Here is a 20,363-nt window from a genome sequence, read left to right as displayed (position 1 = left end):
CATGAGAGCCCTGACCCGAATCATCACCGCCCTGGCCCTGCTCCTGCCGGCAGCGCTGCCCGCTGCGCAGGAGGCGGACCGTTACATCGTACTGAGCTACCACGACGTGCAGGACGACCCGGCGCGTGATCGCCTGGGAGACGCGATGACCATCGCCACGTCCGACCTCATCGCCCAGTTCGCCTGGCTCGGCGAGCACGATTACCATCCCGTCAGCCTGGACGACATCGTCGCCGCGCGCGAACACCGCAGGCCGCTGCCCGCCAATGCGGTGCTGCTGACCTTCGACGACGGCTACGCCAGCACCTACACCCGCGTCTTCCCATTGCTCAGGCTGTTCGGCTATCCCGCGGTAATCGCACCGATGGTCTCGTGGATCGAGCAGCCGGCCGGCAGTCGGGTGGAATACGGCGCGCTCTCCCTGCCGCGCGAGGGATTCGCCACCTGGGATCAGCTCAAGGAAATGGCCGACTCCGGCCTGGTGGAGATCGCATCGCACAGTTACGACCTGCACCACGGCATCGTGGGCAATCCGCAGGGCAACCTGCAGCCCGCCGCCGTCACCCGGGCCTACGACCCGGACCGCAAGTCCTATGAAGACGACAAGACCTACATCAACCGGATCGGGGCCGACCTGCAACAGAGCGTGCGCCTCATCGAGCAGCGCACCGGACACCGGCCGCGCGCCATGGTCTGGCCCTTCGGACGTTACAATGAGCCTCTGACCGCGCTCGCGAGCCAGCTCGGCATGCCCCTGAGCTTCGACCTCGGCGACCACGGCTACAATTCCGTCCTGGAGGGCGGCGTGATCCATCGCGCGCTGCTGCCGCACGGCGCGACGCTGGAATCCCTGATCGACACGCTCAACGAGTCCAGGCGCGCGCGGCCGATCCGCACCGTTCAGGTCGACCTCGATTATGTCTTCGATCCCGATCCGGCCCAGCAGGAGCGTAACCTCGACCGCCTGCTCGACCGCATCAAGGCGCTCGGAATCAACACGGTCTATCTGCAGGCCTTCGCCGATCCCGACGGCGACGGCGCCGCCGACGCGCTGTATTTCCCCAACCGCCACCTCCCGGTGCGCGCCGACCTGTTCAACCGCGTCGCCTGGCAGCTCGCGACGCGCGCCGGCGTCAAGGTGTACGCCTGGCTGCCCGTCCTCGCCTATGTGCCGGAAGCCGGCAGTCCGCTGCAAGAGCAGAGGGTGCAGCGCGATTCGACAAACGACGCGCAGAGCCAGCGCTATCCGCGCCTGTCGCCCTTCAGCGCGGAGGCGCGCGACTTCATCGGCGACATCTACGAAGACCTCGCCAGGCACGCCTCCATCGACGGCCTGCTCTTCCACGACGACGCCACGCTGGCGGAAGACGAGGACGCCTCCGACGCCGCCCTCGAGGTCTACACGCAACAGTGGGGGCTGCCGGCCACGCTCGCCGAGATCCATGCCTCGCCCGAGCTGATGCAGGAATGGACCCGGCGCAAGACGGAATCGCTGATCAACTTCACCGACATGCTGGCCGCGCGCGTGCGCGAGTTCCAGCCGCAGATCAAGACCGCCCGTAATCTGTACGCGCCGGTCGCGCTGGATCCCGCGGCGGAGTCACGCTTCGCGCAATCGCTGCCGCTCGCGCTCGAGCATTACGACTACACGGCGATCCTGGCCATGCCCTACCTGGAGGCGCAGTCTCATCCGCGCACCTGGCTCAAGAAACTGGTCGCTCAGGTCTCGCGTGAACCGGATGGGTTGAACAAGACCGTGTTCGAACTCCAGAGCGTCGACTGGCGCGACCGCTCACCGGTCGATGCCGCCGACCTGCGCGCCCAGATGGACCTGCTGCGGCGCCTCGGCGTGCGTCACCTCGGCTACTATCCCGACGATTTCATCGCCGGCCGCCCCGACATCGCCGGCATCCGCCCCGCGATGTCGCTCAGCACCTACCCTTATCCGGAGTAAGGCATGGAAGAGTTCCTGACACATCTGGTCGGCGGGATACTCGACTTCGAGTTCTACTATCCGCTCTTCATGGCCTATCTGTGGATGGTCGGCGCGCTCTATTATTTCGCCCACTGGGAACTCGTCGCCGGACGGCGCATCGACCAGCCGCCCAGGCTCGAAAACTATCCCGGAGTCACCTTCCTGGTGCCGTGCCACAACGAAGGGGAGAACGTCGAGGAGACCATCGAGTACCTGGCCAAGCAGCAGTATCCGGAGTTCGAGATCATCGCCATCGACGACGGCAGCCAGGACGACACCGGCGAGATCCTCGACCGCCTGGCGGAACAGCACCAGCGCCTGCGCGTCATCCACCTGGCGAGCAACCAGGGCAAGGCCATGGCCCTGCGCATGGGCGCCATGGCCTCGAATCACGAATTCCTGATCTGCATCGACGGCGATGCGCTGCTCGACCCCCACGCCACCCCCTGGATCATGCAGCATTTCATCAAGGGACCGCGCGTCGGCGCCGTCACCGGCAATCCCCGCGTGCGCACGCGCTCGACCCTGCTCGGCAAGATCCAGGTCGGCGAATTCTCCGCCATCATCGGCATGATCAAGCGCGCCCAGAGGATCTACGGCCGGGTGTTCACCGTCTCCGGCGTCGTCTCGGCCTTCCGCAAGAGCGCACTGCACAACATCGGTTACTGGAACCTCGACATGATCACCGAGGACATCGACATCAGCTGGAACCTGCAGCTCAATCACTGGGACATTCGCTTCGAACCCAATGCCCTGTGCTGGATCCTGATGCCCGAAACGCTGCGCGGCCTGTGGCGCCAGCGCCTGCGCTGGGCGCAAGGCGGGATGGAGGTGTTCCTCAAATACCTGCCGGACGCCAGGCACTGGCGCAAGCGCCGCATGTGGATGGTCTATCTCGAATATCTGACCAGCGTGGTATGGGCCTACCTGATGGTCGCCACGATCCTGCTCTTCATACTCGGCCTGTTCATCGATCTGCCTCCGTTCCTGCAGGTGCAGACCCTGCTGCCGGCCTGGAGCGGCGTGGTGCTGGGAGTCACCTGCATGCTGCAGTTCGCCGTCGCGCTGCTGATCGACTCCCGCTTCGAGCGCGGCATCGGCAGGGTCTACTACTGGATGATCTGGTATCCCGTGGTCTACTGGCTGCTCAACGTCCTCACTGCCGTGGTGGCCGCCCCGCGCGCGATCAGGAAGCGCCGCGGCACGCGCGCCACCTGGGTCAGCCCGGACCGGGGATTGCGTCCATGAACAAACGCCCGCTGATCATCGAGAATCCGGAACTGCAGACACCCCGGCAGCGCTATGCCTTCGCCGCCATCACGCTCCTGTTCTGGATCCTCTGGTTCTACCTCTGGATCCCGATCATCAGCCTGCTCGCCTGGCTGTTCGGCGCCGAGCGCTTCTACCGGGCCATGATCGTGCACAGCGGCCTCGATACCCTGCTCGAATTGCTCGGGGTCTACTCCATCATCATCCTGATCATGGGCGCCACCCTGGCACTCTGGGCCTGGTATAACCAGATACGCTTCCGCGGCCGGGAAAAGCGTCGCGCCTCACCCACCGTCACCGCCGAGGAGACCGGATCCTTCTACGCCCTCAGGCCGGAACAACTCGACCTGGCCCGTTACGCCAAACATGTGGTGATAGAGCACGACGAGCATGGAAAGGTGAAGGATATCCGCGTCGGCTAGTGTCTCTTCTCCCTCCACCCGTTACATTGACGTTCCCAGGGGCCCGCCCTAAAGTATCTCGCACAGCGCAATACCGCCGACAATCCGCACCAGGGGTTGATCGGGGGTTGATCGCGGATCGTTCGGAGATCCGAATGGATGTTCATGCGGTTGCCGGGCCCGCTGGCCTTGTCGTCCGGTCACACAGAATTCATGATGCGTGCGGACACGCACGTCGTTTCACCTGCCCTGTCGTAATTCTCTTCGCCCTGCTCCCGGGCGGTCCGCCGCTCCACGCGCAGGGTAACGGCCCGGTATTGGAGAACGGCCAGCCGAGAGGCCTGCCGCTCGATGAAGACGGCAGGGAGAAGCGCAATGGCGGCTGGACGTTCGCCATCGACAACGACGTGCTGTTACCGACCGAGAACGACTACGACTATACCGGCGGACTCGCCTTCACCTTCGCGGGTCGGCGCACGGCGGAATGGGCCTGGTCCCTGGATCCCCTGGTGGGCTGGGTCGAGCCGGTGCTGTTCCGGCAGGACGGCGCCGCGTTCAATCTCCACAGTCAGCAGATCGGCCTGCTGGCGTTCACGCCGGACGACCTGAACAATCCGGAACCCATCCTCGATGATCGCCCCTACGCGAGCCTGGCCTTCATCGCGAACAGCCGCACACGCGTGAGTCACCCGCTCGAGCCGGTCGACACCACGACGGTGACGGTGGGGATGCTGGGACTGAGCTGGGCCGGTGCGCTGCAGCGCGGCATACATACGAGACTGGATCTCACCGAAGTGCCGGAAGGCTGGGAACACCAGATCTCGGACGGCGGCGAACCCACCGTACGGGTCGCCTGGACCCGGCAATCCCTGCTCTGGTCCAACTTCCAGCAGGGCCGCTACGAATACGAGTTGAAGTGGGGACGCGACCTGAGCCTGGGCTACCAGACCGAGGTCGCCGCCTCATTGTCGATACGCTGGGGCCGGATCAACACGCCATGGTGGAGCTTCACGCCGGACCGGGTCGAATATGTCTCCCAGCCGGCCCCGGTCATCGGCACCGCATTCCGGAGCGGGACGCGTGAATTCTATTTCTGGTTCGGGAGCAAGGTCCGGCTGCGCGCCTACAACGCCTTTCTGCAGGGACAATTCCGCGACAGCGTCCACACGATCGACAGCGACGACATCGAACCGGTGATCGGGGAGGCCTGGTTCGGCGCGACCTGGCAACTGAGTGAAGCCCACCGGCTCAGCTACACGATCCGGTTTCAGACCCCGGAGATCAAACACGGCCAGGGGCACCGGAACCTGGTCTGGGGCGGCATCATCCTGAGCCGGGATTTCTAGACCGCCGGTTCGCGGGTTTCCGCCGGGCGGCGCGGGCCGCCGTGGCGCGGCAGCATGCGCACGAGGGTGTTGTCGCGCGCGAAATAGTGGTGATACAGCCCCGCCGCCGCGTGCAGGCCAACCAGGAAATAGCCCGCATTGGCCCCCGCCTCGTGAACTTCCATGATCGCCTTCGCCAATTCCTTGTCCTTACCCAGCAATGGCGGCAATTCCAGCCCGAAAAACGGAATGGGGTTACCCTTCGCACTGAGCACGAGCCAACCCACGATGGGCATGCCGATCATCAGGACATAAAGCGCGATATGCAGGATACCGGCGATGCGCTGCTGCCAGCGCGGCGGTGCCGGTTCGATACGCGGGGCGGGGCCGCTCCCCAGGCGTGCCGCCAGGCGCAATGACACCAGCGCGAGCACGGACAGCCCCAGCATGAAATGCCAGGCCTTCAACGCCTCACGGGGATCGCTACCCTTGGGGAAGAACTCGTGCAATTCGATGCACGCGTACACCGCGACAAGCTGCACCAGCATCAGCCAGTGCAGCGCTATGATCATCGATCCGTAACGGTCCCCGGTATTGCGCCAGCCCATGAAATCCCCCCATGCGTGATTATTCACGAGAAACAGTATATGGTCGTATGCTTATGGCAGCCTTATGTTCAGGCCCCCGTTCCGTACTGGCAGTGTACGGCCCATAAGTATAAATTAAGCCTGTTCCGGTAGCCTACAGATCATCACCGTCATCGACCCGCCTGACAGACGCACATATCCCGGCGCAATTCTGAACAACCCTGCTTCCGGCTCACCGCACGCCCCGCAATGATTCGACAATGAAAAAATCACTGGTATCCTGCGCCCTTTGCCTGTTATTCCTGCCTGCGGCGGCCCAGGCGGAGACGCCCCCCGGCGAGTCCTCCTACTACATGAGCGATCTTGGCGAATATCTGAGCGCTCCTCTGCGCTGGGACAAACAGGACTGGCTGGAACTCGGGGCGATCGCCGGCGGCCTCGTGATCATCTCCGAGACCGTCGATGACAACTGGAAGCAGGAGATGATCTCCGAAGATCACCCGACCTATTATAACCGCCTGACGAGCATCGGCAACAACTGGGGCACCTTGACGCTGGCGGGCCCATTCATGCTGGGTGTCTACGGGTATGGTTACTTCAACAACGACAGCGAGTACCTCAACGCCGCCTACAACATGTTTCAGGCCGGCTCGTACGCGGCGATCTCCACCACCGCGCTGAAGCTGGCGTTCCATCGCGACCGCCCCAACGGGGCCATCGACGAGGCCGGCTGGTTCCAGGACGGCAAATCGTTTCCCTCCGGACACACCAGTTTCGCCTTCGCGATCTCACGGTCCTTCCTCAATTCACTCGACCATCCCTCCCTGGCAACCAAGACGCTGTTCTACGGATTGGCCACGTCGACCGCCTTCGCGCGGACCAAGGACAACAAGCATTGGGTATCGGACGTCGTGGCCGGCGCGCTGCTCGGCATCTACACCGCCGATTTCGTCGAGGCGCAGCACGAAAAGCGCCGCAACAACGGTGTCGTGTACGCCCCCTATACCGACGGTGAAACCGTGGGAATTCTGGCGCGCTGGTAGTACGTCGCGGCGGCGCTCATGCCGCCGCCGGTTCGATCCCCGGCATCCGGATCATGTCCATCACGCCGAAATCGTGACCCAGCCGACTGATCAGGGCGGTCGCCTGCCCCCTGTGATGCGTCTGGTGATTGAACAGATGCGCCAGCACGACCCCGCGCGGCAGGGCGCTCGACCGCCCGCTGCTGATGCTGGTGTAGCGCACCATACCGGATAATTCCTCCGGCGCGAGGCCATGCACGTGGTCGGCGAGCAGGGCATCGGTCTCGGCGCGCTGTGCGCGCAGTTCGGCGAAATCGGCGTACAGCTCCTGGCCAAGCGAGATGACCGGAAACGGCCGTCCCTTCAGGCGCCCCAGCCACACGCAATCCGCCAGCAGGATATGGTTCAAGGTGCCGTGGAGCGAGCGGAAGAAGGCGCCGAGATCGCGTCTGCGCTCGATGTCGTCGATACCCGCGCACACCGCGTAGAGCCGCCCGTTGATCCAGCGGTTGTAATCCGCCTGCAGGCGGAACACATCGATTGCGCCCATGTCCTCTCCCCTCCTGTCGAATAATTCAGCATGATCCCGTCGATACTTCCCATCCTGCTCCGGCGCCCGCGCGTTCATCCCATCTCCCCCTGCACCAGCGCGCGGAAATTCCGTTCCAGCCGGCGATAGACCGGGCCGGGACAGACCGACATGCGGCGGCCGTCGATTTCCGCCACCGGGACCAGTTCCAGCGCCGTGCCGGTCAGGAAGCATTCGTCCGCCGTGTACAAATCGTAGGGCGCGAGCGGAGACTCCATGGCCTCGATCCCGGCCGCGCGCGCCAGCTCCAGCACGACGCCGCGCGTCACGCCCTCGAGTGCGCCCTCCACCGCCGGCGGCGTGAGGATGCGCCCCCTGCGCACCACGAACACATTGTCCGCCGTACCCTCCGCCACCCGGCCGGCCGCATTGAGCAGGATCGCCTCGTCGGCGCCGGCTCGGCTCGCCTCGATGCGCGCGAGCACATGGTTGAGATAGTTGAGACTCTTGATGCGCGGATCGAGCCCGTCCGGCGGCAGGCGCCGCGTCGCGGCGATGATCGCGCGCACGCCGTCGCGCCGCTTCGAGTCCTCCGTCAGCCGCAGTTGCAGCGCGATGATGAACAGCGTCGGTTCCGCGCAGCCGCGCGGGTCGAGGCCCATCGATCCGGCGCCCCGCGTGATCACCACCCGCAGGTAGCCGTCGTCACATCCGCTCGCGGCGATGGTCGCGCGTACCGCGTCGGCCAGTTCTGACTGTGTGTATGGCAGCTCCAGCGCGATCGCGCGCGCGGACAGGGCGAGGCGCTCCAGGTGTTCGTCCAGCCGGAAGGCGACACGCCGGTAATAGCGGATGCCCTCGAACACCCCGTCGCCGTACAGCAGTCCGTGATCGAACACCGACACCGTGGCCTCCGCCGCCGGCACGATCCGCCCGTTCAGCCAGCACACCGCCTGATTCGACATCACATCCCCCGCTCGTCGTGGAAGTGGAAACCGTGGCTTGACTTTATCCGGCGACCGGGGGACAGTACAGATCCAGAAATTACATATTGAACCGGTACAGATATAAAACATCATCATCTGTACCGCACGTCGGGGCGCGCTTCTGTACCGGAGGGGGTCGTGGACACTTTATATAGCGCGCTGGCGCGCGAGATCGTCGAACGGATCGAACAGGGCCTGTACCGGCCCGGCGACCGCATGCCCGGGGTACGTGTCGTCAGCACGCAGCGCGGCGTCAGCATCGCCACCGCCGTCGCGGCCTACCGCCGGCTGGAGGACGACGGCTACATCGAGGCGCGGCAGCGCTCCGGCTTCTATGTGCGCGCCCGCCCGCATCCCCGCGCCGCGGAGCCCGGTACCTCGGCCCCGCGCGTGCGCCCGAGCCCCGTCACCGGGCAGGAACTGGTGCTGCGGCTGGTCAAGGCCACGAACGACCCCGGCATCATCCAGCTCGGCGCCGCCGTGCCCGATCCCGCCTACCTGCCCACGCGCGCCATCGAGCGCGCGCTCACCCGTGCCGCGCGCCAGCGCCTGCGCACCATGGCCTATGAATTCCCGCCCGGCGCGCCGGAGCTGCGCCGGCAGATCGCGCGCCGCATGGCCGAGATCGGCTGCCCGGTCGATCCGGACGAGGTGGTGATCACCAACGGCTGCCAGGAGGCGCTGATACTCGCCCTACGTGCGGTGACGAAACCGGGCGACGTGGTGGCCATCGAATCGCCGACCTTCTACGGCATGCTGCAGGCGCTCGACTCCCTCGGGCTGGAGGCATTGGAGATTCCGACGCATCCGCGCACGGGCATGTCGCTGGAGGCGCTGGAACTCGCGCTCGAGCGCTGGCCGGTCAAGGCCTGCGTCGCGGTCCCGAACTACAGCAACCCGCTCGGCTACTGCATGCCGGACGAGCACAAGCGGCGTCTCACGGCGCTGCTCAAGGCGCGCGACATCCCGCTGATCGAGGACGACGTCTACGGCGATCTCGGCTTCGCGCAGCGCCGACCGTCGATCTGCCGCGCCCTCCCCGGCGCCGACGTGCTGTACTGCGCCTCCTTCTCCAAGACGCTCTCCTCCGGCCTGCGCATCGGCTGGATCGCGCCGGGGAAGCATCTGGAGCGCGTCGAATACCTCAAGTACGTGAACAACCTCGCGACTGCGACCGTGCCGCAGCTCGCCATCGCCGACCTGCTGGAGAGCGGCGGCTACGAGCGCTACCTGCGTCAGGTGCGCGGCGACTACGCGCGCGCCGTCACCCGCATGGTGGACGCCGTGACGCGCCACTTCCCGGACGGCACGAAGATCACCCAGCCGGAAGGCGGCTTCGTGATCTGGATCGAGCTGCCCAAGGACATGGACAGCTTCGCACTCGCCCGCCGCGCGCTGGCGGAGAAGATCAGCATCGCGCCGGGCCCGATCTTCTCGGCGACGCAGAAGTACCGGAACTGTATCCGCATCTCATGCGCCTGCGCGTGGGACACGCGGGTCGAGACCGCGCTGGCGGCGCTGGGCCGGATGATTCGCGATGCGCCGGGCGGCTGAACATGTTTCCGGGCGTGAGGGAACCGCCCCAGATGCGCCGCCGCCCTTTCCATCGATCTCCGACTATTCGCGCAGGGGAGATCACTTGTTACACTAACGCGCATCCCAGGCCACATGCGCCGCCACACCGGACAGGTACGCCCCCGCCGCCAAGATGACCAGACATAAATTCCACTACGCCTATCATTTTGCGGTCTACCTGTTCGTATTCTTCTGCCTGAGGGCGGTGCAATGGGTCGAGATGAAGTTCGGCCCCCTGACCGTCGACCAGATCTTCTTTCACCTGAACTTCGGCGGCGAGATGCTCCTCAAGGTCGATCACTCGCTCGTCATCAGCGCGATCAGGAATGTGCTGCTGCTTCCGCTGGTGCTGGCCTTGCTCGCCCTCGCGCTCGACATCAGGCTCTCCCGTCGCGCCAGGCGTGCCGGCGCACGCCAGTCGCCTGCGCCGGAGGATGCGCCGCCCCACCCCGCCATGCGGTTCATCCGGTTTCTTGCCGCGCGCCGCGCGCCCCTGCTCATCCTGGCGGGCAGCACCTTCCTGTTGTACAGCATCTCGGCGTTCTCCTACCTGCGTGCGCGCTATTCCGACGACGATTATCTGGGAAAGCATTATCTCGATCCGGGGAGCGTCCCGGTCCAGGCGGAACGACCCAGGAACCTAGTGCTCGTCTACGTGGAAAGCCTGGAGGAAACCTATGCCGACAGCACCCTCTTCGGGGACGATCTGCTGAAGAGTCTGCATGGACTCGGCGGCACGAGCTTCGCGCATTACCGCCAGATGCCGGGCACCGGCTGGACCATGGCGGGCATCGTCGGAACCCAGTGCGGCATACCGCTGAAGGACATCCTGGGCGGAGACCGCAACAAGGACGAAGATGCGCCGGACAACCACGCCTTCAATCGTCGCGTGGGACCGAGCCTCAGATCCTTCCTCCCCGGCGCCGTCTGCCTAGGCGACATTCTGAAGGAACAGGGATACACCAATGTCTTCATCGGCGGCGCCTCGCTCCGGTTCGCCGGCAAGGGCACCTTCTTCCTCGGTCATCACTATGATCAGGCCTGGGGCCTGGATGAGCTGGGCCAGGCGGGATTGCATCTCGACGACGCGAACGGCTGGGGCTACCTCGATCATCAGGTCCTGGCCGAGGCCCGCGCCAGGGTCAGGGAACTGCACGACTCCGGCCGGCCGTTCAACCTGACGGTATTGACGCTCGACACCCACGGACCCGACGGGCTGCTCTCGCGGGAATGTCGCGCGCGCGGCGCCGGGGATTACGCCGGCATCGTGCGCTGCACGGCGGACCAGGTCGCGGAGTTCGTGCAATTCATCCGGGACAACGGCTATCTGCGGGACACCCGCGTGGTGATTCTCGGCGACCACCTGGCCATGCGCAATCCGCTGTATGAACGACTGACGCAGGCCGGGAGCCGCGACATATTCAATCTGTTCATCGCCGACACACCGATCCGCATGAACCGCGACACGATCGTTCACTTCGACCTGCTGCCGACGCTGCTCGAATTCCTCGGCTTCCAGGTGACGGGCGGCCGGCTGGGACTGGGCTACTCCGGGATCACCGAACCAGCGAGCGCCATTCCCGACGATCGCATCGAGCGTATGCTGGCCGAGCTTCCGAACCGTTCGGACCGGTACTGGTCCTTCTGGAAGGCGCCGGCATCCGCCGAAGGTCCGCCGGCCACGACGGTACACTAACCCCCGCCCGGCTCCTCGCCGATCACACGCGTCCGGTCCCGCCGGACAATGCCGGAGTCCGTGCGCGTTCAATTGCGGAAAAATTTGGTACGCAGAACTCGCCTGCAACTTCGCGATCAATACCCTAACGCGCTTCCCGATGGATCGGGGTGCGGGGCGCCGGTATACTTCCCCGGGTCAGCGCGATGCCCCTCCCGGCGATTGTCAGAACCCGGCGGCGCGATCCACCACATCCGACTCACCAACCCGCAAACAGGGAGAGAACGCATGCAAATGGCAATCTGGCGCGGACGCATCGAAAAGCTGACCGGGCCCGATCAACGCGGTGCCTCCGAGTGTCGCGTCGGCAGCATGACGGTCCACCTGCCTTCCGACCTGAGCGGAAACCTGTCGAATGACGATATGGTGCTGGTGGCCGGAAACACCGCGAACGAGGTATTGCGGGCGATGGCCGTCCACAACCTGACCCGCGAGAAAATGAGCCAGATCGATCCGACCAACCAGGTGCTGCTCACCGGCCTGTTCGGCTTCATCGGCCTGATGTCGCTGGCCATCGGCTGGCAGTACCCGATGAGCGTGCCGTTCATCGTCCTGAACGCACTCGCGGTCATCGCCGCCGCCGGCGCCCTGCGCAGCATCGCCCGGCTCTTCCGCGTCGCCCGGGCCGCGAGCTGGATCCGATACCCCGACCTCGCCTGATCGCCGGCGGCGTGGTCAGTCGGCCTCGATCCAGCGCAGCGCTTCGGCGAACCCGGCGTTCGGAAACAGACGCACCGGACACGGCACCGCAAACCGGAACAGCCGCACGGCGCCGGCCACCCACTCGGCATCGGTGACCACGGCGATCTTTTCCCAGGCCTTCAGGTGCGCCGCACCCACTTTCAGGTCGTCCCAGAGCGCGCCCGCGGAATAGCCGGTGAACTCCGGACCCAAGTGGTACAACACGCGGATCCGGCCGAAGGCGGAAAGCCGCGCCTCGATGGCCGGAACGAGCACCGTCTCGTAATCCTTCGCCGTCACGACCCCCGAGGCATGCATGCCCACGACTCGGGCGGGTAAATCCGGTATCAGTTCAAGCATGGCGTCATCCTCCCTGCGACTCTCGGGCCGACATCCGGCAAAACACCGGACGAACCCGTACCTCCTTAGGCAGGCCGCCCCGTATTTCGTTCCGCCGGCCGCGACCACGCCGGGCGATTGATAAATTTCAATGCGGCCGATGTCGCGCACGCCGATGCTCATCCGCACCAGCAAACAGGCGAGACACGCATGACGGAATTCCACGACAAACTGAAACGCGTCGAGCAGAAGGCCTGGTTCTATACCAGGCGCACGCTGATCGGCGTCGCCTCAGTGCTGGTCATACTGCTGATGCTGCTGATCGCCTTTTCCGCGGCGCCGTGACCGATGCTGAATAATTCGGGCCGGGACGGAGGGATGTTGCGGTCATCCCCCCGCCCCGTCACCGCATCATTCGACCAGGCTGATCCCGGAACCGCCCATCTCCTTCGGCAGGTCCAGCAGCTTCGGCAGTCCGTCGTGGATGTGAAGCTTCGTTTCCTGATAATTGACGTGCACGCCGGCGTCGTACGGAAACTCCGGGATCACCGCCGCGTAAACGTCGATCAGACTCCAGTGCGGATGGTCGGTGAACAGATGACCGCCGCAGGACTTGCACCACTTCCGGTAACTGCGCGTCGTCTTGTTGTAGGTGCCGATGAGATCCGCGCCCTTCGTGACGCGCACCGCCTCCGGCTTCCACAAGGTGAAGGCATTGACCGGCCCCGCCGACCAGCGCCGGCACGACTCGCAGTGGCAGTACCCCATCGCCGCCGGTTCCCCGCTGACGGTGAACTGGACGGCGCCGCAGAAACAGCTCCCTTTGTAAACGTTTTCTGTATTCATGGTGTCCTCCTGATTATTCACAGAAGCCCCGATTTATCCGTCATTCCCGCGAAGGCGGGAATCCAGTAACTCAAAGACCTGGATGCCCGCCTTCGCGGGCATGACAACCATAGAGTTTCCTCAGAATTGTTTCATCGATGAGCCCTGTCTTAGGCTCGCTCAATTCCGTTGGTTATCACTTCTTCACGATGACGACCTCGAGGTACTCGCCCGGGACCACCAGAAAATCCGGTCCCGCGATGTTCCACCGGTCGAGCAGGGCCGTGATGTCCTTCTCCAGCGCCTGTTGTCCGGCCGCATCGAGCGCCTTGAACGCCATGTGCAGCGGCCCGTAGAAATCGCGGAACACCTGGATCCAGTGCGCCGCCGAGCGGTAACGGAAATTGAAATTCCGGCGCGTCGTGCGGATGTCCACGGCGTCCTTGCCGAACAGCTCGACGATGTGCGGCTCGGTCCCCCACAGTGCGGGCGACTTCAGCCCGGCCGGCGGCGGGATGTATGCCCCCACCACCTTGAACAACTGGCCGATGAATCCCTCCGGCGTCCAGTTCGCCAGCCCGATGCGTCCGCCGCCGCGCACCACGCGCAGCATCTCGCGCGCGGGCCGCGCATGGTCCGGCGTGAACATGGCGCCGAAGGTGGAGAGCGCCACATCGAAACTGTCGTTGGCGAACGGCAGGTCTTCGGCGTCGGCCGGCAGATAATTCACCTCCAGTCCCTCGGCCAGTGCACGGATCCGCCCCTTCTCAAGCAGATCGTCCACATAATCCGTGGAGGTAACCCGCGCAAAGCGGCGCGCGGCGGCGAGGGTCGCATTGCCGTTGCCGGCCGCGACGTCGAGCACACGCTCGCCGGCATTCACCCCGGCGGCCTCGGCCAGTGACTCGCCGACGATCTGCAGGGTGACGCCGATGACGGCGAAGTCGCCGCTGGACCAGGTCGTCTGCTGGCGCTGCTTGATCTTCGCGAGATCACGTGCCATGGGTTGTTCCACCTTGGATACCGCTACGGTGTTCATATCATTAACTCCTCCATTGTCAGGGTTTGTCCGGATACTTCGACGAAGGGAGTATCGGATGGGCGTGCGCTTGACACTTGCCCGGGCGTCGTTCAAATTTGACCTCGCGTCCGGATTTCCCGACTGCCTTGATCGAGCGTCCGCCGCACTTGCCCCACAGTCCGGGAACCCAGACCATGGCCACCGACACGCTGTCCGATGTACTGCGTTCCGTGCGCCTGCGCGGCGCGGTGTTTTATGACCTGAGCTTCGGGAACGACTGGGCGGCCGAAGCGCCGGCCGCGAAGGAGATCGCGGAGGCCGTCATCCCCGGCGCCGAGCATGTGATGGAATATCACGTCATCACGCGGGGCAGCGGCTGGGCGGCGATCGTCGGTGAGCCGCCGATCCGTCTCGAGACCGGCGACATCGTCATGTTCCCGCAGGGCGACGCGCACGTGATCTCGAGCGCACCCGGGATCCGGCCGGTGCGCATGACCGCCTCCTGGGTCCACTCGACTCGCAACGAGCCGAAGCCGATTCCCGTCGTGTTCCACACACCGAACGAGTTCACGCACCAAGCCGCCGCACCGGAGCTGCCGAGCCAGATTGCCTGCGGCTTCCTTGGCTGCGACCTGCGGCCCTTCAACCCGTTGATCGCGACGCTGCCACGCATGCTGCACCTGCCCGCGGCCGGCGACGGCGCCTGGATCAGCCAGGTCATGCAGCAGGCGGTCAACGCCTCGCGCGACCAGCGCCCGGGTGGCCAGGCCGTGCTGGAGCGCATCAGCGAGATGATGTTCGCCGACGCGATCCGGCGTTACGTGGAGACATTGCCCGAACAGAGCACCGGCTGGCTCGCGGGCCTGCGCGACCGCAGCGTGGGACGCGCGCTGGCGCTGATCCACGGCCAGCCCGCCCGCGCCTGGACGGTGGAGGAACTCGCCGCCGAGGCCGCCCTGTCCCGCTCGGCATTCTTCGAACGCTTCGTCCAGGTGATCGGGCAGCCGCCGATGCAATATCTCACGCAGTGGCGCATGCAGGTGGCGTCGAATCTATTGCGGAACAGCCGGGCGCCGATCGTCTCGATCGCGCTGGAGGTGGGTTACGAATCCGAGGCGGCGTTTACGCGGGCGTTTAAGCGATTGGTAGGCGTGCCTCCTGGAGTATGGCGGAAAAATCAAGGTAAAGCGCCGGAGAAATCAGGCTTAGGCGAGGAAGTTTGAATTATAAAAGGGTACTAACCCCGTTTCTCCACGAGACGCGCTCTAGCCAGTTTCTACTCTGACCATAAATATCTGCACGACTAAGCTTCCGACCACGACTTAAAAATATCTTCGATTTCATTAAAAACCCCATGCCCTGCAGCGGAGTTTTTCGCAATATACAGCGCCTTGAGCCGTCCAATCGGTATGCTTGCCGCACCCGCGAAACTGCTGAGCACGGGTTTACCTGGAATTTTTTCCTTCCACGTACCGTCTCGCAATGATGCCTCAAGTTCATTATAGGTAGTTCGCACTAACGTCTCTGTGGCTTGATCATCCATAGCTCCGTTTATCCGTTGACGCTCGCAGGCTTGGATAGCCTTGAACATGAGCGAAAGCTCTTCAGAAGATTTGTTGACACAGCCCTTTGGCATGAGACTGACATTGCCTACGGACAGCCGTACATGTTTCGAAACAATCAGGGAGGTGGCATAACTGAGATACGTGACTGCAATCTCTGACAGCCTAGCCTCAATCGCAGTCTCATCACGCAACCAAGAGCCCGCGGGCTCCTGATCCTCGAAACAAGCCGCCAAGACCTTTGCATTAAGAAAGTAGTTCTCTAGGTGATATCGCTGAAGGACGCGAAACTTGTCACCTGATCTTTGGCGCATCTCTTGCTCTGTAACGTTGATTGGCGCCGCGTCCCGATCAGCTAGCATGTAGAAATCAACCCCCCAAATCGTGCGCCTTAAAATGTTATCAAGGATAGCATCGAAGGATATCAGTTGATCCTTTCCGCCGACCGGCTGTAGAACTATATTGGTATATCTATTCTCTAGAATCTGACCATAAGTCTGCTTATCTAAGCTTGCATCATTACCTTCCACTAGCGCAATTTTATGGCCCAAAGCCACGATCCCGATCGACTGACCTAGCTTATGAAGCGCATTTGAGGTCAAGTCATCCGGCTTCACGACGACCGCTTGATTGGATTCATCAACCTTGGGCGGGGTCAAGAACACAACCGAGTCTTCCAGTGAAGCTGAGATGACAGAAGGTGAATGTGAAATCAGAAAGAATTGATTGTTTGTTCCTACGGAACGCAGGGTAGTTATTAGCTTATGAAGAAGCTCTGGATGAAGGTGAAGCTCAGGCTCATCGAAGAAAACAACGCAATCTGCTGGCTTCCTCAAGAGAAAATCAAAAATTATGTTCAAAACCTCTCGCTCTCCGCTACTCAGGGATGTTATGTCGTCTGTGCGCGCCCCATCAGAGTAGATAAGCTGCTGCTTCTGAACTTCAGCTCCGATCAGTCTCTTAGGGCCAAGCAGCTTTTCGAATGCGGTGCGGAAAGGGTCAAGGGGGTCCGTGAACTCCAAGTTCATTGACGTATGCCCCTCGCCCTTGAGTTGAATTGCTCTAGCAGCGATGGCATTCTTTTGGCTCTGAATTTTTTTAAATATCGCGTGAATAGTATCTTGCCACCGACTCTTAAGCGGGTTGAACGAGATATCTTTACCTATACTCTCCTCCCATGGATCAGCAAATTCCCATTGGAATTTTAACGGCTGTACATTTTGAATACTTCTATCGCTCTCGTAGTAAATAACTGAACTCTTTAAGTTTCTCCGCCTTTGATTCTTTTCGAGCGTCTGACGAAGCTTTTGGGCATCTGAAGCAATCGTAGTGACTAGTCGACTTTTGCCCCAAGAATCCAATTCCTCCTTACATGTCGCGACGACTTCAAAGGAAGTTTGCGGTTGGCTGAATGTGCGAAAGTAGTTCAGGATCGCACTGATTAAGCGGGTCTTGCCAACCCCATTTGGCCCAGCGATAACAACCAAGTCGGAAAGCGCTTCAACTTCGAACACTTTGACAGGTGGAACATTCTTCGAAGTAATCTTTTCTATTCTCATTGCATTCCCTGCTAGTAATGCCGTGGTGAATAACAGTCAATTAGACGAAATCGTTGATATTGATGAAGTGCATTAGGGGACAGACCACGATTATGTCTCCCTCCCCTAGTGAGGGAGACATAATCCCTATTACCCAACCTACACCTGATCATTTTGATTTCAGAGGAAACCGCTCCGGATCTTGGATGATCTCCGGCGTAAGATCGACGTCGAGATCCGGCCAGTAGAAATGGTTGGGCGACGGCTCCTGTACATTTAAGACCTTCCCCACTGGAGCATCCCGAAACCATGGGAAGTCGTCATAAGACATGAACAGCTCTTTACCATGCGCCAGCAGCCAGATGCCATGGCTGGAGACATGCGTGACCTCAACTGCCGAAGTAAGCTTTCCACGCGGACCTGAACTCATCGCGATGCGCCCCGATTATCTGTTCAATCTCCCACAACTGCACGCGGGACAATCCGAAATTCTTGACCAGCTCGACAGCAGGTTCGAGCCAGAACTTGGCCTCCCCATTCCCGTAATGCACGTGAAAAGGATACTGCGAGAAAGGGGTGTGCGCTACCGATGGTCCGGGCATGTAGCCCGGATGACGGCGCGAAGCGCCGTCATCCGGGGATATAAGAATGAATCCCCGGATTCCGCTGCGCTGCATCCGGGCTACGGGCTGGATTCCCGCCTGCGCGGGAATGACGCTACCAGAATGGATTAGCCAGAACGGCCAAGGCTGCTAATAAACAGCACCGTTATTTCCCAAGCAACCCCGCCACCGTCTTCCCCAGTTCCGCCGGCGAGCGCGTCGTCACGACGCCCGCCGCTTCCAGCGCGGCGTACTTCTCCGCCGCCGTGCCCTTGCCGCCGCTGATGATGGCGCCGGCGTGGCCCATGCGCTTGCCCTTGGGGGCGGTGACGCCGGCGATGTAGGCGGCGACCGGTTTGGTAACGTGACTTTTGATGTAGTCGGCGGCCTCTTCCTCGGCGCTGCCGCCGATCTCGCCGACCATCAGGATGGCCTCGGTCTGCGGGTCCTGCTCGAACAGTTGCAGGCAGTCGATGAAGTTCATGCCGGGGATGGGGTCGCCGCCGATGCCGATGCAGGTGCTCTGGCCGAGCCCGAGTTCGGTGGTCTGCTTGACCGCTTCGTAGGTGAGGGTGCCGGAGCGCGACACGATGCCGACGCGGCCGGGCAGGTGGATGTGGCCGGGCATGATGCCGATCTTGCACGCGCCGGGGGTGATGATGCCGGGGCAGTTCGGCCCGATCAGGCGCGCGCCGGCCTCGCGCACGCAGCGCACGGCCTCCAGCATGTCGAAGGTCGGAATGCCCTCGGTGATGCAGACGATCAGTTGGATGCCAGCGTCGACCGCCTCGAGGATGGCATCGAGCCCGAACGGCGCCGGCACGTAGATGACGCTGGCGTCGGCCTGCGTGGCCTTCACCGCGTCGCGCACGGTGTCGAACACCGGCAGGCCGAGATGCGTCTGCCCGCCCTTGCCGGGCGTGACACCGCCGACCATGCGCGTGCCGTAGGCCAGCGCCTGCTCGGTGTGGAAGGTGCCCTGCTTGCCGGTGAAGCCCTGGCAGATGACGCGCGTGTTCTTGTCGACCAGTACGCTCATGATCCGCCCTTCTTCACCGCCGCGACGATCTTCTGCGCCGCGTCGTCGAGGCCCTCGGCGGCGATAATGGTCAGCCCGCTCCTGCGCAGGATGTCGCGCCCGAGTTCGGCGTTGGTGCCTTCGAGGCGCACGACGACCGGCACCTTGATGCCGACCTCCGCCACCGCGCCAACCACGCCATCGGCGATGATGTCGCAGCGGACGATGCCGCCGAAGATATTGACCAGCACGCCCTTCACGTTTTTATCGTCAAGGATGATCTTGAACGCCTCAGCCACGCGCTCCTTGGTGGCAGTGCCGCCGACGTCGAGGAAGTTCGCCGGCCGGCCGCCGTGGAGCTGCACCAGGTCCATGGTCGCCATCGCGAGCCCGGCGCCGTTGACCATGCAGCCGATCGCGCCGTCGAGCGCGATGTAGCTCAGGTCCCACTGCTTGGCGCGCACCTCGCGCGCGTCCTCCTGACGCAGGTCGCGCTGCGCGGCGAGCGGCTTCTGGCGGTAGAGCGCGTTGTCGTCGACGTTGATCTTGGCGTCGAGGCACAGCAGGTCGCCGGTGTCAGTGACGGCGAGCGGGTTGATCTCGAGCAGCGAGAGGTCGCGCTCGCGGAACATCCGCGCGAGGCCCATCGCGATCGCCTGGAACTGCTTCATCTGTTCGCCGGTGAGCCCGAGCCCGAAGGCGAGTTCGCGGCACTGGTAGGGCTGCAGGCCGACCAGCGGGTGGATGGCCGCGCGCAGGATCTTGTCCGGGGATTTCGCCGCGACGGTCTCGATGTCGACGCCGCCCTCGGTCGAGGCCATCAGCACCGCCTTGCGCTGCGCGCGGTCGATGACCATGCCGAGGTACAGCTCGCGCGCGATGTTCGAGGGCTTCTCGATCAGGATCTCGTTGACCGGCTGGCCGTCGGCGCCGGTCTGGTAGGTGACGAGGCGCGTGCCGAGCAGCGCACGGACCGCGCTCAGCGCCGCGGTACGCCCCAGCACGCGCTTGACGCCGCCCGCCTTGCCGCGTCCGCCGGCATGCACCTGCGCCTTGACGACCCAGTCCTCCCCGCCCAGCGCATCGAGCGCGGCGGTGGTCTCGTCCGCATTCGTGACGACGCGATGCGCCGGCACGGCGACGCCGTACTCGGTCAGCAGGGCCTTGGCCTGAAATTCGTGGAGATTCATGCGATCCGGAGCCTGATCATAAAGGCCGTACGATAGCATAAAAAATCGGCGGGGCGCAGATGCATGAATACCTAAGGGGACGGACTTGAAGTCCGTCCCCTTATGTCCCATGTAGCCCGGATAAAGCGAAGCGGCATCCGGGAACGGAATCGGACCGCGCCCCCCGGATTCCGGCGCTGCGCG

20 protein-coding genes are annotated in these 20,363 nt (G+C 63.3%); 9 read left to right on the top strand and 11 right to left on the bottom strand.

The genetic code is table 11. The annotated features are described in order from the left end of the window. The first annotated feature begins 1 nt into the window (after nucleotide 1). From pgaB to IPM20_01385, 4 genes are all read left to right on the top strand, one after another. The gene (gene pgaB, locus IPM20_01400) at nucleotides 2-1,954 is read left to right on the top strand and encodes a poly-beta-1,6-N-acetyl-D-glucosamine N-deacetylase PgaB (protein ID MBK9130288.1); all 1,953 of its coding nucleotides are present in this window, start codon (nucleotides 2-4) and stop codon (nucleotides 1,952-1,954) included. Nucleotides 1,955-1,957: 3 nt separating this feature from the next. Then, nucleotides 1,958-3,223, top strand: coding sequence for a poly-beta-1,6 N-acetyl-D-glucosamine synthase (gene pgaC, locus IPM20_01395; GenBank protein ID MBK9130287.1), 1,266 nt, complete (start codon nucleotides 1,958-1,960; stop codon nucleotides 3,221-3,223). Then, nucleotides 3,220-3,666, top strand: a complete 447-nt coding sequence (gene pgaD / locus IPM20_01390; GenBank protein ID MBK9130286.1) for a poly-beta-1,6-N-acetyl-D-glucosamine biosynthesis protein PgaD — start codon at nucleotides 3,220-3,222, stop codon at nucleotides 3,664-3,666. Before pgaC ends, pgaD begins: the two co-directional genes overlap by 4 nt. 296 nt (nucleotides 3,667-3,962) lie before the next feature. After that, a complete protein-coding gene (locus IPM20_01385; GenBank protein MBK9130285.1) occupies nucleotides 3,963-4,991 on the top strand; it encodes a lipid A deacylase LpxR family protein in 1,029 nt (342 codons plus the stop codon). On the opposite strand, the gene IPM20_01380 is transcribed toward IPM20_01385, so the two are convergent. Further along, on the bottom strand, nucleotides 4,988-5,578 hold the full coding sequence (locus IPM20_01380) for a cytochrome b (protein ID MBK9130284.1): 591 nt from the start codon (nucleotides 5,576-5,578) through the stop codon (nucleotides 4,988-4,990). The two genes, IPM20_01385 and IPM20_01380, sit on opposite strands and share 4 nt — an antisense overlap. A 239-nt stretch (nucleotides 5,579-5,817) precedes the next feature. Between IPM20_01380 and IPM20_01375 the strand changes: the two genes are divergently transcribed. After that, nucleotides 5,818-6,600 (top strand): phosphatase PAP2 family protein, encoded by a 783-nt coding sequence (locus IPM20_01375; GenBank protein ID MBK9130283.1) that lies wholly within the window; start codon nucleotides 5,818-5,820, stop codon nucleotides 6,598-6,600. Nucleotides 6,601-6,616: 16 nt separating this feature from the next. Here the strand turns inward: IPM20_01375 and IPM20_01370 are convergent, their stop codons facing one another. Both IPM20_01370 and ilvE read right to left on the bottom strand, forming a co-directional pair. Beyond that, a complete protein-coding gene (locus IPM20_01370; GenBank protein ID MBK9130282.1) occupies nucleotides 6,617-7,129 on the bottom strand; it encodes a damage-inducible protein DinB in 513 nt (170 codons plus the stop codon). A 74-nt stretch (nucleotides 7,130-7,203) separates the two neighbouring features. Further along, a complete protein-coding gene (gene ilvE, locus IPM20_01365) occupies nucleotides 7,204-8,073 on the bottom strand; it encodes a branched-chain-amino-acid transaminase (GenBank protein ID MBK9130281.1) in 870 nt (289 codons plus the stop codon). Between the two features lie 159 nt (nucleotides 8,074-8,232). Here ilvE and IPM20_01360 point away from each other — a divergent pair, with 159 nt between their 5' ends. From IPM20_01360 to IPM20_01350, 3 genes are all read left to right on the top strand, one after another. Continuing rightward, nucleotides 8,233-9,648, top strand: coding sequence for a PLP-dependent aminotransferase family protein (locus IPM20_01360; GenBank protein MBK9130280.1), 1,416 nt, complete (start codon nucleotides 8,233-8,235; stop codon nucleotides 9,646-9,648). A gap of 154 nt (nucleotides 9,649-9,802) precedes the next feature. Next, nucleotides 9,803-11,365 carry a sulfatase-like hydrolase/transferase gene (locus tag IPM20_01355; GenBank protein ID MBK9130279.1) on the top strand — a complete coding sequence of 521 codons (1,563 nt, stop codon included), beginning with the start codon at nucleotides 9,803-9,805 and terminating at the stop codon, nucleotides 11,363-11,365. A 267-nt stretch (nucleotides 11,366-11,632) separates the two neighbouring features. Further along, the gene (locus tag IPM20_01350) at nucleotides 11,633-12,064 is read left to right on the top strand and encodes a hypothetical protein (protein MBK9130278.1); all 432 of its coding nucleotides are present in this window, start codon (nucleotides 11,633-11,635) and stop codon (nucleotides 12,062-12,064) included. A gap of 15 nt (nucleotides 12,065-12,079) precedes the next feature. On the opposite strand, the gene IPM20_01345 is transcribed toward IPM20_01350, so the two are convergent. The 3 genes from IPM20_01345 to IPM20_01335 form a co-directional block, all read right to left on the bottom strand. After that, a complete protein-coding gene (locus tag IPM20_01345; protein MBK9130277.1) occupies nucleotides 12,080-12,445 on the bottom strand; it encodes an STAS/SEC14 domain-containing protein in 366 nt (121 codons plus the stop codon). Nucleotides 12,446-12,835: 390 nt separating this feature from the next. Beyond that, nucleotides 12,836-13,270: a GFA family protein gene (locus IPM20_01340; protein MBK9130276.1), complete on the bottom strand. Its 435-nt coding sequence runs from the start codon at nucleotides 13,268-13,270 to the stop codon at nucleotides 12,836-12,838. A gap of 175 nt (nucleotides 13,271-13,445) precedes the next feature. Further along, on the bottom strand, nucleotides 13,446-14,288 hold the full coding sequence (locus IPM20_01335; protein MBK9130275.1) for a class I SAM-dependent methyltransferase: 843 nt from the start codon (nucleotides 14,286-14,288) through the stop codon (nucleotides 13,446-13,448). A gap of 176 nt (nucleotides 14,289-14,464) precedes the next feature. On the opposite strand from IPM20_01335, the gene IPM20_01330 reads away from it, so the two are divergent. Then, nucleotides 14,465-15,493 carry an AraC family transcriptional regulator gene (locus tag IPM20_01330; GenBank protein ID MBK9130274.1) on the top strand — a complete coding sequence of 343 codons (1,029 nt, stop codon included), beginning with the start codon at nucleotides 14,465-14,467 and terminating at the stop codon, nucleotides 15,491-15,493. A gap of 80 nt (nucleotides 15,494-15,573) precedes the next feature. Here the strand turns inward: IPM20_01330 and IPM20_01325 are convergent, their stop codons facing one another. The 5 genes from IPM20_01325 to sucC form a co-directional block, all read right to left on the bottom strand. Next, nucleotides 15,574-17,391 carry an AAA family ATPase gene (locus IPM20_01325; GenBank protein ID MBK9130273.1) on the bottom strand — a complete coding sequence of 606 codons (1,818 nt, stop codon included), beginning with the start codon at nucleotides 17,389-17,391 and terminating at the stop codon, nucleotides 15,574-15,576. A 148-nt stretch (nucleotides 17,392-17,539) separates the two neighbouring features. Further along, nucleotides 17,540-17,800 carry a DUF2442 domain-containing protein gene (locus tag IPM20_01320; protein ID MBK9130272.1) on the bottom strand — a complete coding sequence of 87 codons (261 nt, stop codon included), beginning with the start codon at nucleotides 17,798-17,800 and terminating at the stop codon, nucleotides 17,540-17,542. After that, nucleotides 17,760-17,972: a DUF4160 domain-containing protein gene (locus tag IPM20_01315; GenBank protein ID MBK9130271.1), complete on the bottom strand. Its 213-nt coding sequence runs from the start codon at nucleotides 17,970-17,972 to the stop codon at nucleotides 17,760-17,762. The genes IPM20_01320 and IPM20_01315 overlap by 41 nt, the downstream gene beginning before the upstream one ends. Before the next feature lie 166 nt (nucleotides 17,973-18,138). Further along, nucleotides 18,139-19,011: a succinate--CoA ligase subunit alpha gene (sucD, locus tag IPM20_01310; GenBank protein MBK9130270.1), complete on the bottom strand. Its 873-nt coding sequence runs from the start codon at nucleotides 19,009-19,011 to the stop codon at nucleotides 18,139-18,141. After that, nucleotides 19,008-20,180 carry an ADP-forming succinate--CoA ligase subunit beta gene (sucC, locus tag IPM20_01305; GenBank protein MBK9130269.1) on the bottom strand — a complete coding sequence of 391 codons (1,173 nt, stop codon included), beginning with the start codon at nucleotides 20,178-20,180 and terminating at the stop codon, nucleotides 19,008-19,010. Before sucC ends, sucD begins: the two co-directional genes overlap by 4 nt. Between the last annotated feature and the right edge of the window lie 183 nt (nucleotides 20,181-20,363).

It is taken from the genome of Gammaproteobacteria bacterium (assembly GCA_016716465.1).
Lineage (GTDB): Bacteria > Pseudomonadota > Gammaproteobacteria > SZUA-140 > SZUA-140 > JADJWH01.
Note: the sequence above shows the minus strand (reverse complement) of the source record. Positions and strands in the feature narration are given on the sequence as shown.

Coding starts and splice junctions, on each gene's coding strand:
- pgaB (MBK9130288.1), top strand. CDS start 2: ATGAGAGCCCTGACCCGAATCATCACCGCCCTGGCCCTGCTCCTGCCG.
- pgaC (MBK9130287.1), top strand. CDS start 1,958: ATGGAAGAGTTCCTGACACATCTGGTCGGCGGGATACTCGACTTCGAG.
- pgaD (MBK9130286.1), top strand. CDS start 3,220: ATGAACAAACGCCCGCTGATCATCGAGAATCCGGAACTGCAGACACCC.
- IPM20_01380 (MBK9130284.1), bottom strand. CDS start 5,578: ATGGGCTGGCGCAATACCGGGGACCGTTACGGATCGATGATCATAGCG.
- IPM20_01375 (MBK9130283.1), top strand. CDS start 5,818: ATGAAAAAATCACTGGTATCCTGCGCCCTTTGCCTGTTATTCCTGCCT.
- IPM20_01370 (MBK9130282.1), bottom strand. CDS start 7,129: ATGGGCGCAATCGATGTGTTCCGCCTGCAGGCGGATTACAACCGCTGG.
- ilvE (MBK9130281.1), bottom strand. CDS start 8,073: ATGTCGAATCAGGCGGTGTGCTGGCTGAACGGGCGGATCGTGCCGGCG.
- IPM20_01355 (MBK9130279.1), top strand. CDS start 9,803: ATGACCAGACATAAATTCCACTACGCCTATCATTTTGCGGTCTACCTG.
- IPM20_01350 (MBK9130278.1), top strand. CDS start 11,633: ATGCAAATGGCAATCTGGCGCGGACGCATCGAAAAGCTGACCGGGCCC.
- IPM20_01345 (MBK9130277.1), bottom strand. CDS start 12,445: ATGCTTGAACTGATACCGGATTTACCCGCCCGAGTCGTGGGCATGCAT.
- IPM20_01340 (MBK9130276.1), bottom strand. CDS start 13,270: ATGAATACAGAAAACGTTTACAAAGGGAGCTGTTTCTGCGGCGCCGTC.
- IPM20_01335 (MBK9130275.1), bottom strand. CDS start 14,288: ATGAACACCGTAGCGGTATCCAAGGTGGAACAACCCATGGCACGTGAT.
- IPM20_01330 (MBK9130274.1), top strand. CDS start 14,465: ATGGCCACCGACACGCTGTCCGATGTACTGCGTTCCGTGCGCCTGCGC.
- IPM20_01325 (MBK9130273.1), bottom strand. CDS start 17,391: ATGAGAATAGAAAAGATTACTTCGAAGAATGTTCCACCTGTCAAAGTG.
- IPM20_01320 (MBK9130272.1), bottom strand. CDS start 17,800: ATGAGTTCAGGTCCGCGTGGAAAGCTTACTTCGGCAGTTGAGGTCACG.
- IPM20_01315 (MBK9130271.1), bottom strand. CDS start 17,972: ATGCCCGGACCATCGGTAGCGCACACCCCTTTCTCGCAGTATCCTTTT.
- sucD (MBK9130270.1), bottom strand. CDS start 19,011: ATGAGCGTACTGGTCGACAAGAACACGCGCGTCATCTGCCAGGGCTTC.
- sucC (MBK9130269.1), bottom strand. CDS start 20,180: ATGAATCTCCACGAATTTCAGGCCAAGGCCCTGCTGACCGAGTACGGC.